The 11,853-nt window shown below is 65.3% G+C and carries 12 protein-coding genes; 7 read left to right on the top strand and 5 right to left on the bottom strand.

What is annotated here, in order from left to right; all coding sequences use genetic code 11:
• Positions 1-53 precede the first annotated feature (53 nt).
• Positions 54-326 (bottom strand): DUF2312 domain-containing protein, encoded by a 273-nt coding sequence (locus GGD65_RS18530; RefSeq protein ID WP_014492426.1) that lies wholly within the window; start codon positions 324-326, stop codon positions 54-56.
• A 198-nt stretch (positions 327-524) separates the two neighbouring features.
• The gene (locus GGD65_RS18525) at positions 525-830 is read right to left on the bottom strand and encodes a DUF1244 domain-containing protein (RefSeq protein WP_018317791.1); all 306 of its coding nucleotides are present in this window, start codon (positions 828-830) and stop codon (positions 525-527) included.
• A 177-nt stretch (positions 831-1,007) separates the two neighbouring features.
• Here GGD65_RS18525 and GGD65_RS18520 point away from each other — a divergent pair, with 177 nt between their 5' ends.
• Both GGD65_RS18520 and pyk read left to right on the top strand, forming a co-directional pair.
• A complete protein-coding gene (locus tag GGD65_RS18520; protein WP_183236191.1) occupies positions 1,008-1,601 on the top strand; it encodes a DUF1036 domain-containing protein in 594 nt (197 codons plus the stop codon).
• Positions 1,598-3,034: a pyruvate kinase gene (pyk, locus tag GGD65_RS18515; protein ID WP_018317789.1), complete on the top strand. Its 1,437-nt coding sequence runs from the start codon at positions 1,598-1,600 to the stop codon at positions 3,032-3,034. Before GGD65_RS18520 ends, pyk begins: the two co-directional genes overlap by 4 nt.
• Positions 3,035-3,185: 151 nt before the next feature.
• Here pyk and GGD65_RS18510 read toward each other — a convergent pair whose 3' ends face one another.
• The gene (locus GGD65_RS18510; protein ID WP_183236190.1) at positions 3,186-3,866 is read right to left on the bottom strand and encodes a TetR/AcrR family transcriptional regulator; all 681 of its coding nucleotides are present in this window, start codon (positions 3,864-3,866) and stop codon (positions 3,186-3,188) included.
• Positions 3,867-4,402: 536 nt separating this feature from the next.
• Here GGD65_RS18510 and GGD65_RS40190 point away from each other — a divergent pair.
• Entirely contained in the window at positions 4,403-4,693 is a 291-nt protein-coding gene (locus GGD65_RS40190; RefSeq protein ID WP_246783361.1) for a phosphatase PAP2 family protein, read from the top strand.
• Here GGD65_RS40190 and GGD65_RS18500 read toward each other — a convergent pair.
• Positions 4,686-4,850, bottom strand: a complete 165-nt coding sequence (locus GGD65_RS18500) for a Flp family type IVb pilin (protein WP_018317786.1) — start codon at positions 4,848-4,850, stop codon at positions 4,686-4,688. The genes GGD65_RS40190 and GGD65_RS18500 overlap by 8 nt on opposite strands.
• 415 nt (positions 4,851-5,265) lie before the next feature.
• On the opposite strand from GGD65_RS18500, the gene GGD65_RS18495 reads away from it, so the two are divergent.
• The 4 genes from GGD65_RS18495 (at position 5,266) to GGD65_RS18480 (ending at position 10,268) form a co-directional block, all read left to right on the top strand.
• Complete coding sequence (locus tag GGD65_RS18495) at positions 5,266-6,756, top strand: hypothetical protein (RefSeq protein ID WP_183236189.1); 1,491 nt, start codon at positions 5,266-5,268, stop codon at positions 6,754-6,756.
• A 96-nt stretch (positions 6,757-6,852) separates the two neighbouring features.
• Complete coding sequence (locus GGD65_RS18490; RefSeq protein WP_183236188.1) at positions 6,853-8,415, top strand: hypothetical protein; 1,563 nt, start codon at positions 6,853-6,855, stop codon at positions 8,413-8,415.
• Positions 8,416-8,580: 165 nt separating this feature from the next.
• The gene (locus tag GGD65_RS18485; RefSeq protein ID WP_183236187.1) at positions 8,581-9,576 is read left to right on the top strand and encodes a glycosyltransferase family 2 protein; all 996 of its coding nucleotides are present in this window, start codon (positions 8,581-8,583) and stop codon (positions 9,574-9,576) included.
• Positions 9,577-9,584: 8 nt separating this feature from the next.
• Positions 9,585-10,268 (top strand): class I SAM-dependent methyltransferase, encoded by a 684-nt coding sequence (locus GGD65_RS18480; RefSeq protein WP_210286741.1) that lies wholly within the window; start codon positions 9,585-9,587, stop codon positions 10,266-10,268.
• Positions 10,269-10,270: 2 nt separating this feature from the next.
• On the opposite strand, the gene GGD65_RS18475 is transcribed toward GGD65_RS18480, so the two are convergent.
• On the bottom strand, positions 10,271-11,716 hold the full coding sequence (locus GGD65_RS18475) for a hypothetical protein (RefSeq protein WP_183236186.1): 1,446 nt from the start codon (positions 11,714-11,716) through the stop codon (positions 10,271-10,273).
• Positions 11,717-11,853 lie beyond the last annotated feature (137 nt).

Genomic DNA, 11,853 nt, shown 5'->3' with positions numbered 1-11,853 from the left:
TTTCGCTGTCGCTCCATCCGGGCTACGGCAGTCGTGCTTGAGGCGTCAACGCCTCAGAGCATGCCCAGCGCCTGCATGTAGGTCTCGAGGATGGTCTCGGCCTCGGCGCGCTCGTTGGGGTCCTGCTTGCGCATGCGCACGATGGTGCGCAGCGCCTTGACGTCGTAGCCATTGCCTTTGCTTTCGGCATAGACGTCGCGGATATCGTCGGAGATCGCCTTCTTCTCTTCCTCCAGCCGCTCGATGCGCTCGATGATGGATTTGAGCTGGTCCTTGGCAAATTTCGTCGCGGGCTCGTCGTCGCGGACGGCGGCGGAGGTGGCCATCTAGGTACTCCCAATGGAACTGGCAAAACGAGGTGACGCCGGCATCCCTCACCGCGCGTGCTGGTAGACCCTTAGGGTTGGTACCGACTGCGTTCAAGGCAGCATCGCGCTCGTCCACAGCGCGCCCACACCTTCCTGCGGCGAGGCCAAGAAAGCTGTTGTGTGGTGCGACTCAGGCGAGGCGCGCGCTTGGGCCGTTCAGTGCCCGTGGGGATGGACCTTCTTCATCGTCTCGAGCTGTTCTGGCGTGGCCGTGCCCTGGTATTTCGACTTCCAGGTCTCGTAGGGCATGCCGTAGACGGCTTCCCGGCTCTCGTCCTTGCTTAAGGCGACGCCTTGGGCGTCGGCGGCTTCCTTGAGCCAGTTGGACAGGCAGTTGCGGCAGAAGCCAGCCAGATTCATCATGTCGATGTTCTGGACATCCGTCCGCGACTTCAGATGATCGACCAGACGGCGGAAAGCGGCCGCCTCGAGCTCCGTTCTGGTTTTGTCGTCGATTGCCATGGCTGTATCCCTGGTATCCCCTTGGGCCTGACCCGATGGAGGTCACCCTTACGGGATCAGGTGGGTCCTGTCACAGATTTTGCCATATCCCGGCGCAAACCGACCCGAACCCGGCCTTGAGGCAGTTCCCCGGCCCCTACGCCAAATCGTCAATGATCTGATATAGCTTCCGCGACAATGATCGCCGAATCTCCCCGCTCCCCCCTTTGCATGCTCGTCCGGTTGGTCCCGGTGCTGGCGATTGGCCTGCTGTGCTTGTGGAGCAGCCCGGCCTCCGCCGATTTCCGTCTCTGCAACAACACGTCGAGCCGGGTCGGCATTGCGCTCGGCTACAAGGACGCCGAGGGCTGGACCACCGAGGGCTGGTGGAACATCTCGTCCCGCTCCTGCGAGACCCTGCTGCGGGGAACGTTGGTCGCCCGTTACTATTACATCTACGCCATCGACTATGACCGCGGCGGCGAGTGGTCGGGGCAGGCCTTCATGTGCTCGCGCGACAAGGAGTTCACCATCCGCGGCACCGAGGATTGCCTCGCGCGCGGCTATGACCGGACCGGCTATTTCGAGGTCGACACCGGTGAGCAGCGGGCGTGGACGGTGCAGCTTACCGATGCCAACGAACAGCCGGCGCAGCAACGCGTACCCGGCCTCCCCGGGCCGGTTGGCCCGGGCGGGGTTCCGGGTTTGCCCAATAGCCCGCCCGGTGGTACGCCCCCCGCCCCGCCTGGCCTCCCGCCAGCTCCCTCGCCCCCGTCTGGAAATAAGCCATGAGGCGTCTTCGCCGTATCAAGATTCTCGCGACCCTGGGCCCAGCCTCTTCAGACCTCGCGATGATCCGCCGCCTGTTCGAGGCCGGCGCCGACCTGTTTCGCATCAACATGAGCCACACCCCGCATGACAAGATGCGGGAGCTGGTGGCGACGATCCGCAACGTCGAGAGCAGCTATGGCCGGCCGATCGGCATCCTGGTCGACCTGCAGGGCCCGAAGCTCAGGCTCGGCTCCTTCGCCGAAGGCTCGGTGCAGCTGCAGAACGGCCAGACCTTCACGCTGGATTCCGACAAGGCCCCCGGCGACACCACGCGCGTCCACCTGCCGCATCCGGAGATCCTGGCGGCGCTGCGGCCCGGCCACGCGCTGCTGCTCGACGACGGCAAGGTGCGCCTGATCGCGGAGGAGACCTCGAAAGAGCACGCGGTGACGCGGGTCGTGGTCGGCGGCAAGATGAGCGACCGCAAGGGCGTCAGCCTGCCCGACACCGACCTGCCGGTCTCCGCCATGACCTCGAAGGACCGCGCCGACCTCGAGGCGGCGCTCGTCACCGGCATCGACTGGATCGCGCTGTCCTTCGTGCAGCGCGCCGACGACGTGATCGAGGCCAAGAAGATGATCCGTGGCCGCGCCGCGGTCATGGCCAAGATCGAGAAGCCGCAGGCGATCGACCGTCTCGCCGACATCATCGAGGCCTCCGACGCGCTGATGGTGGCGCGCGGCGACCTCGGCGTCGAATTGCCGCTCGAGCGCGTGCCGAGTCTGCAGAAGCAGATGACGCGGATGGCGCGCCGCGCCGGCAAGCCGGTGGTGATCGCAACCCAGATGCTGGAATCGATGATCCAGTCGCCGGTGCCGACCCGCGCCGAAGTCTCCGACGTCGCCACTGCCGTCTATGAGGGCGCCGACGCCATCATGCTGTCGGCGGAATCGGCGGCCGGCAAATTCCCGGTCGAGGCGGTCTCGACCATGAACCGCATCGGCGAGGAGGTCGAGCGCGACCCGATTTATCGTTCCGTGCTCACCGCGCAGCGCCCCGCGCCGGAATCCACCGCGGGCGATGCCATCGCCGACGCCGCGCGGCAGATCGCCGAGACGCTCGACCTGCCCGCCCTGATCTGCTGGACCTCATCGGGCTCGACCGCGGTGCGGGTGGCGCGCGAGCGGCCGAAGCCGCCGATCGTGGCGATCACGCCGAACATCACCGCCGGCCGACGGCTCGCGGTGGTCTGGGGCGTGCATTGCGTCGTGGCGGAAGACGCGCGCGACCAGGACGACATGGTCGGCCGCGCCGGCCAGATCGCGTTCCGGGACGGTTTCGTCCGCGCCGGCCAGCGCGTGATCATCGTCGCCGGCGTGCCGCTCGGCATCCCCGGCACCACCAACATGGTGCGCATCGCCTCGGTCGGCCCCGAGGGCGACGCGATCATGTAGGCCCGCCAGGGCACGCCAAACAAAAAGTCGAAAAACAACCCCATGCACAGTAGCGGGAGGGGCCGGCGAGCCTGCTGCGGTATTGCGAAAAGGCTCGCTCAGTCAACCACCTGAGCGCCGGCAGGCCGGCCGCTTCGTGCACAGGGCGATTTTACGCCCCAACGAGCGCCTTCGCGGTCGGCAGCAGCGTCTGCTGCACCACCAGACCCCGGGCGCGGGCGTCCATGACGCCGACCGCACGCAGCGCCAGCAGCGTCACGGTCTGCACCGCATCGCGCATCTTGACGGGATCCTCGAGATTGTCAGGCGCGAGCGGCCCGACCAGGGCCTCATGCAGCGCGCCGAGCAAGGCGGTCGCGGCGAGTGCGGTGTCCTGCGCCGGCAGGTGACCGGCACGCACGGCGGCGTCGATCCGGGCGGCAATCTCGCCGGCAATCTCCCGCCGGCTGGCAAGGCGGGAGGCGCTGACATCGACGTCGACAGGCTCGGCCAGAATGCCCCAGGCCAGCCGCCGCTGCGACAGGGTATGGACCGCCACGGTGGTAACGGCGGCCGCCAGCGCCGAGGACGGCCCCGGCGCGGCATCGGCCGCCCGGCGGATCGCCGCGAGCTCATCGCGGGAGACCTCGGCAATCAGCTCGGAGATCAGCTCGGCCTTGGAGGGGAAGTAGCGGTAGACCGTGCCGGCCGCGACATTGGCCCGGACCGCGACGGGCGCGATCTGCACCGCCGCCATCCCGCCTTCCGCCGCAGTCTCCCGCGCCGCCGTCAAGATCGCACTGCGCCGCGCCGCAAGGCGCTTCACCACTTGATGCGTCCGCCGATAAACCATGGCGCGCTTCCTGTCCCACACGCCTGCCGCACGCCCTGCGGCTAAACGCTTCGTCACGCAAAAGATGCAAATCGCCCCGCAAGGACTGAACAACTATTCAGGCGGGATGACAAGATGCAAATGCGTGGGAGCGCCACCGGAGAGGCCGCGCCGCAAACGCTAAAAGTACTGCGCGCTGGTTGTAAGACCGATAACCACAGTTCTTACCACGATCTTAAAGACGGTCCGTGACTGTACGGTGGTAATGCAATTGCACCTCGGCGCACCATGCTCGACACGGACTCCCGGACCGCCTGGCAGCTCTTCCACCTCAACTGGTTTCCGATTCTCGGGATGGCCGCCCTGCCGGCGCTCGGCCTCCCCTCGACCGGACTGAGTCTCGAGCCGGTCGCCTAAGGTGTGACCCTGGCGATCGCCGCCGCGCTACTCGCGGCCGCCTATGGCCACCGGCTCGTCAAAGGCGAGCTTGCCGGCTGTTTTCTCTGTCCGGCATCGTCTCGTTTCCGAGCTTTCACGCGGCGTCGGCCGTGCTCTATATGTGGGCGCTGTGGCCGGTGCGTGGCATCGGCGGCATCGTGGCCGTGCTCAGTCTGTTGATGATCGCGGCGACGCCGGTGATCGGCGCGCATTTTATGATCGACGTCGCTGCCGGCGCCGCGCTCGCCGCAGCCTCGATCTGGGCCGCGAAATTCTATCTCGACCGGAGTTACGGCGTGTGGGTCCGCAGCGCCGGCTTCGTTAGGGGCCTTGCCGGCCTCGCCCAAAAGAAAAGAGCCCCGTCAGCGACGAGGCTCTCAGAAATTCGCAGTTCGTCCGGTCTTACTTGAGGCCGGTCGAGATCGCGGTGAACTTGGTGTTCAGCGTGGTGCCGAGATTGTTGACGACGGTGATGATCGCCAGCGCGATGCCGGCAGCGATCAGGCCGTATTCAATGGCGGTGGCGCCGGATTCATCCTTGAGGAAACGCGCAACGAGGTTCTTCATAGAGTGCTCCAAATGAGTACACGAGGCTACAACTGATCTGGTCTTTTCGGCTTCCCAGCGCCGCCCGACCATGGAACCGAACGTAGAGGCAAAGAATTGCGCCGCAGTTAATTCGACTGCGTAAACACCGAGCGCTTCGCGTGTATTCGCCGATGGTAAATTGAAATCTAAAACAATCTGTTAAATTTGTCGGGACCTGAAACCGGCGTGGCCTGCCGGTTTACCCGAAGTTATGACCGCCCGTGGTCCAATGCCGCCCGCTCGGACTGGCGCGCGATGAGATAAATCGTTCATCGCGCTTCAGGTGATTGCTCGAGCATGATCTTCTCGGAAACCGCACCTCACTTTGCGCCAACGCGGCCCGCCGGGTCCGGATCATGCCCGACCGACAAGAACAACAGGACGACGAGGCGGCATGTCACTTTCCTTTGCCAACAGCATCGCGGCGCAGAGCCGCGCGAGGGCCCTGGTGCCGCTGTGTGTCGGTGCCGGCGTCTATCTGTTCTTCCTCTACCTCGGCGACACCCGGCTGCAGGACTCCGACTCGTTCTGGCAGGTGAAGATCGGGCAGTGGATCCTCGATCACCGCGCCATGCCCACCACCGACTTCTATTCGTTCACGCGAACGGGCGCGCCATGGATCTCGACGTCGTGGCTGTCGCAGGTGCTGTTCGCCTATTCCCATGCGCAATGGGACTGGGCAGGCCCCGTCATCCTCACCGCGGTCGCGGTCGCGGTCACGGTCGCGATCTTCGTCTATCTGCTCGATGCTCAGATCGAGGCACCACGCGCAGTGCTGTTCGCGATGCTGGCGCTGCTGCTGTCGGCCCATCACGTGCTGGCGCGGCCGCATATCCTGGCGCTGCCCGTCATGGTGGCGTGGGTCGGCCTGCTGATGGCAGCTGCCGACCGCAAGAGCGCGCCGTCCTGGTATTGGCTGCCGCTGATGGCGCTCTGGGCGAATTTGCATGGCGGCTTCGTGCTGGGCCTCGTGCTGATCGGCCCGATCGCGCTCGAGGCTGTCGAGCACGCCGAGAAGGGACGACGGCTCCAGCTGTTCATGCGCTGGGTGTTGTTCGGAATCGGCGCTCTGATCGCGAGCTGCTGCACGCCGTATGGCTGGCGGACGCTGCTGGGCGCGACCAATATTCTCGGCCTCGGCGAACTGCTGTCGCTGATCTTCGAATGGATGCCCGCGAACTTCTCCACGTTCACCCCATTCGAAGGCGCCCTGCTCGGCTTGATCGCATTCGGCTATTATCGCGGCCTGGTGCTGTCGGCGCCCCGGATCCTCCTGATCCTGTTCCTGACCTGGAGCGCGCTGACTCATGTCAGGAGCATCGAGGCATTTGCCTTCCTGGTGCCGCTGGTGCTGGCAAAGCCGCTCGGCAAGATGTTCCCGCGCGCGGCGCCTGACGCCGCCGGGGCCGGGCGCTGGCCCGCCCGCTATGTCACCGCGCTTGGCGCGCTGATGATCGTGGCGGCGAGCTGGACTTCGACGTCGCTCTACATGGCGCACCACCGCTTCACCTTCACGACGACGCACACGCCGGTTGCGGCCGTCGACGTGCTCGAGCAACGCAAGGTGCAGCGCATCTTCAATGCCTACCAGTTCGGCGGCTATCTGATCTCGCGCGATATTCCGGTCTTCGTTGACGGTCGTGCCGAGCTCTATGGCGAGAAATTCGTCATGGACTTCTTCAAGGCGACGGAGGGCAAGAAGCCCGAATTGCTGCCGCGCCTGCTCGACGAGTACAAGATCGACGCGACGCTGCTGGTTGCCGATGCGCCGGGCCCGCAGATCCTCGACCAGATCAAGGGCTGGAAGCGGATCTATACGGACGACATCGCCGTGATCCATGTGCGAGACCATGCGGACGGCGCGACCGCGGCGCCTTCGAAGTGAGAACCTACTTAAGGGCGCGTACGCGTAATCGTGAGACGTCCTTCCAAAGGCGGCGTGGACGCGACCACTGCGCTCAACCCCCGGCGATCCCGCGACATGTCTTCTTTTGACAGGCCGATTTTGACAATCCCGGCTCGGCTCGGCTCGGAGCGGTCCCTGGCGATCGCCGTTCTTGCGGTGCTGGCGGCGGTCTCCTTTCTTCCGGTGCTGCTGACCCCCATTCCTGCGATGGTGGATTATCCCAATCACCTCGCCCGCATGTACATTCTGAGCCGGAACGGCACCCCCGACGCCAATCCGTATTACGAGGTGGCCTGGGCCTTCTATCCCAACCTTGGAATGGATCTGCTGGTGCCGCAGCTGGCGCGGCTGATGAGCGTCGAGAACGCCACGCGGCTGTTTCTGCTGCTGAGCCAATTGCTGATCATCGGGGGCGCGCTGCTGCTGGAATGGACCCGGAAGGGACGGGTCCATCTTGCCGGCTTCGCTGCACTCGCTTTCCTCTACTGTCTGCCGTTCAGCTGGGGCTTCGTGAATTTCGAGTTTGGCCTCGGCCTCGCTCTCTGGGGCATCGCAATCTATCTGATGCTGGCCGAAGGCCCATGGCCGCTGCGCTTCGTCGCCAACGTGCTGTTCGTCGCTGCGCTCTACGCAGCGCATTTCTTCTCGCTCGGCATCTACGGTGCGACGCTTGGCCTCTACGAGCTCTCGCGCATTCGTCAGCAGCGAATATCGTACCGGGTGGCGGCCGCGCGGCTCGGCGCGCTGGCCCTGCCGGCGCTTGTGTTGTTCGGGATCATGCAATTGACCGCGGGCTCGATCGGAAGCGAAGGGACGAGCTGGTTCTTCGGATTCAAGCCGATCTGGCCGCTGCGCATCCTGAACGGCTACAGCCTGACGGCATCGGCAGTGACCGGGCTGGCGCTGATGATCTCGTTGCTGTTCGCCGCAAGGCGCGGCGTCCTCGAGCTCGAGCCGGCCGGCCTCTGGCTCGCGATCGGCTTTGCGCTGCTTTACCTCGTCATTCCCTCGAAGCTGTTCGGAACCTCGTTCGTCGACCTTCGCGTGATTCCCGCTGCAGCTCTGATCCTGCCGGCCTTCTGCTCGCTGTCGCTGCCCAGCCGGGCCTGGAGAACGGCTGCGCTCGCCGCGATCAGCGGCATCATACTGATCAATCTCGCGGTCGTTTTCGCGGTGTGGCTGCCTTACCGCGCCGATTATGCGGCGATCATCGCCTCGTTCCAGAAGATCGAGCGCGGCTCACGCGTTCTCGTTGGCAGCACGGGCGACAATGGTGATCCGCCCTTCGCCGACCTCACCTCGTATCCGATGTACTATGCGCCGACGCTGGCCGTGCATTATGCCAACGCGTTCGTGCCCAACCTCTTCACGGAAGCGGGCAAGCAGCCGGTGCGGCCACGCGAGGCCGTGCGCCGCCTTGCCATTCCCTACGGAGGACCGGTGCCGTCGGAGCTGCTTGCGGTGATCGCAACGAGACAGCCGCCGGCGGACGTTCCGCCGTTCATCCGCACCTGGTACCGGGACTACGACTATCTCTATGTGCTCGGACCGCCGGCCGCGAACCCGCTGCCGGATCTGCTGGACGTGCTGGATAGCTCGCAGCGATTTGTTCTCTACAAGATCCGCCGCAGGTCCTAGACCGACGCCGCAGCTGCACAAGCATGGTTAATCGGGCATCGCCATTCCGTTCCGCCTCCGCCCTCAATCGCCCGAGGGCCCTAGATCCTTAACAGTTGCGGCAAGGCGACCTTAACCACCGCCGAACTAGACTCCCGCCCCTGCAACCCAGCCGGAATCTCTCGCATGGCGGCCAATTCCAGATCGATCCGCTACAGCCTCGTCATCCCCGTGTTCAACGAGGAAGCCGTGCTGCCGGTCCTGCTGCGGCGGCTCGACCTGGTCTTGTCCCGGCTCGACGGCCCGGCCGAAGCGATCTTCGTCGATGACGGCAGCAGCGATTCCAGCTCGATCGTGCTCCAGGCGCTCGCTAAGCGCGATCCGCGCTTTCGCTATATCGGTCTGTCGCGAAATTTCGGCCATCAGGTCGCCATCACCGCCGGAATGGACGCCGCGGAAGGTGACGCGATCATCGTGATGGATGCCGATTTGCAGGATCCGCCCGAAGTGATCGAGCAATTGATCACAAAATGGCAGGAAGGCAACGACGTCGTCCACGCCCGCCGCCTGTCACGCGAAGGCGAAAGCCGGTTCAAGCGTGCGACGGCGCATCTGTTCTACCGGCTCCTCGGCAGGATGTCCTCGGTCGGCATCCCCGCCGATGTCGGCGACTTCCGCCTGATCGATCGCAAGGTGCTCGACGCACTCAGGCAGATGCCGGAGCAGGATCGATTCGTGCGCGGCATGATCGCCTGGCTCGGTTTCCGGCAGGCCGAGGTCGCCTTCCACCGCCTCGAGCGCGCCGCGGGCGAAACCAAATACCCGCTGTTCAAGATGGTGCGGCTCGCGGTGAACGCCGCGCTCGGCTTTTCCGATCTGCCCCTGCGGCTTGCGATCTGGTGCGGCTTGACGGTTTCGGGACTGGCCCTGCTCTACGGCGGCTGGGTGATCCTGCTGTGGCTCAGCAAGGACAGCCATCTCGTCACCGGCTGGTCGTCGACGATCGTCGTCGTCTCCCTGCTGTGCGGAATCAACATGCTAATGACCGGCATCGTGGGGCTCTATGTCGGCCGCATCCATGCCGAGGTGAAACGCCGCCCGCTCTATGTGGTGCAGACGCGCGCCGGCTTCGATCGCAACGAGGCGGCGGCAGCACCTGCCATCCACGCCGTCAACGAGTGACCCGGCGCATGAGCGAGCTCTTCGACGGCTATCACGCCAACTACCGTGACGTTGTCCAGTCCTCGATCGACTTCTCCGGCTTGCCGCATGATTTCTTCATGCGCGCGAAGGCCGATCTGCTGCGCAGTCTGATCGCGCAGCGGCTGAACACCGAGAGGCCCGACATGCTGGACGTCGGCTGCGGCGTGGGCAGCCTTCATCCGCTGCTGCACGGCATGGTCGGCTGCTTGAGCGGTATCGACGTTTCGTCGGCCAGCCTGGCGCAGGCCCGCGCGGCCAATAGCGGGGTCGACTACCGCGAGTTCGACGGCCGCAGTTTTCCCTTCGAGGACGCCAGCTTCGATCTCGTGACGGCCATCTGCGTGATGCACCATATCGTGCCGGCCGAATGGACGCATTTCATCACCGAGATGCGGCGGGTGGTGCGCCCCGGGGGGCTCGTCTGCGTGATCGAGCACAATCCCTACAACCCGCTGACACGTCTTGCCGTTGCCCGCTGTGAGTTCGACCGGGACGCCGTCCTGCTCAGTGCCGGCAAAGTCCGAAAGCTGATGGCTGCGGGCGGCTTGCGCGAGATCGGCGCCCGCCATTTCCTGCTGCTCCCCTGGGATACCAAACCGGCGCGTCGCCTCGAAGATGCCCTGAGCGGCGTGTCGCTCGGCGGCCAATACGCGGCCTTCGGGACCGTCTGACTTTATCTTTGCGGCGTATCCCGCCGCTTGTGCACGACCGCCACGTCGTCGCTGTAGACGCGTTGCCACTGCGGCAGCCGATCGAGCATCGCGACCGCCGGTGTCCGCGGCGCGAGCAGCGTCGCGCCGATGTCGTATTCGTCGAGCAGCTTGAGAAAATCTGCGAGGTCGACCAGCGCCAGGGCACGATTGTAGCGGTCGATGAACGGCCCGCCATACAGTTCGCCGCGACCATCGATAAAGGTGGGAATGCCGGCAAAGATCAAATAGCCGCCGAAGGAATAATCGTTGAGCACACGCCCCGCCTTGGCGAGGTCGGCTTGAGCGATGGCAGCCTGAGGGGTGATGACGGGAGCCGGCCGTATGTCGCGCGCCAGCGCCGCCCCGCTCATCGCGATCAGAACACCGAACGCGGCCAGATTCAGGCCACGCGACGCCCCCTCCGCATCGTCCGTGACCCGCCCGCCGAACTTCCTGGCCAAGGGAGCCGCCAGATAGAGCGGCGCCAGCATGGCCAGCAGATCCGCGTTGCGGACCTGCGCCAGTGCGAAATGGAGCAGGCCGATCACCACCAGGGCCCGCACGGCCGGCAGCGTCACGCCGCGCGCAAGCGCAAAGATGCCGGCCAGCAGCAGCAACTCGAAGCCACCGACATGGCTGAAATCCTGCGGCCGCCATTCCCCGATCCAGGCGAGCGCAGAGCCGAGGCCGAGCGTCGTCAGCGGCATCAGCAGCGGTTCCGGCCCGTGCGGCGTCAGACAGGACGCTGCGAGGGCAAGGGCCGAGAAGGGCAGCCATCGCAGCAGCACGCGCGGCCATTCGCTTCGCTCCTCACGCAGCAGCGCCTCGAGCACCGCCGGACCGATCAGCCCGAGCGCGAGCACGACGCTGCCATGCAGATTGGTCCACAGCACCAGCAGCGGCAGCGCCCAGTATGGCGGAGGCCCGCCGCGATCCATGCAGCGCACCAGGGCGGCCGCCCAGATCACCATCACCGGCAGCACGAGGACATGTGGCCGCGCCAGCATATGCGGCGCCAGCAGGATGACGGCCGCGATCACCATCAGCAGCGTCAGGGCCGGCGAGAGCTCGCGCAGCAGGAAGAAGGTGAACAGGCCAAAGGCGAGCGCTATCGCCGCTGCTGCGACGACGACGACGCCGGGCCAGCCGGACAATGCGTAGGCTCCGGCGTAGACGATTTCCGAGAGCCATTCGAACGTGATCCAGGGCGCGCCATGCTTCGAAAACGAAAAGGGATCGCTCTCCGGCAGGGTGCCATGGGCGATGATCCAACGCCCGACCTCGATATGAGAATAGCTGTCGGGATCACCGAGCAGCCACGGCCCAACGATCAGCAGCAGGGCATAGACGCCGAGGCCCACGGCCCAAGGGAGCGCTGCACGTGCCGAAAACGGTTGAACCGCGCTGTGGACGACCTGGTCAGTCATGGCGGGCCAAAATAGGCCGCAAGCGTTAAGTTCTTCTTTAGTGATTCCCGCGTTTGCCCCGGAAGCCGCGCGCCTCGCTCGCGCCGGGGACGCCCTGCATCCACGAACCGCCGGCCAACAAAAAACGCGGCGTTTCC

Origin of the sequence: Bradyrhizobium sp. CIR18, from assembly GCF_014198295.1 — a bacterium.
Lineage (GTDB): Bacteria > Pseudomonadota > Alphaproteobacteria > Rhizobiales > Xanthobacteraceae > Bradyrhizobium.
This window is presented reverse-complemented; position numbering and strand designations above follow the sequence as displayed.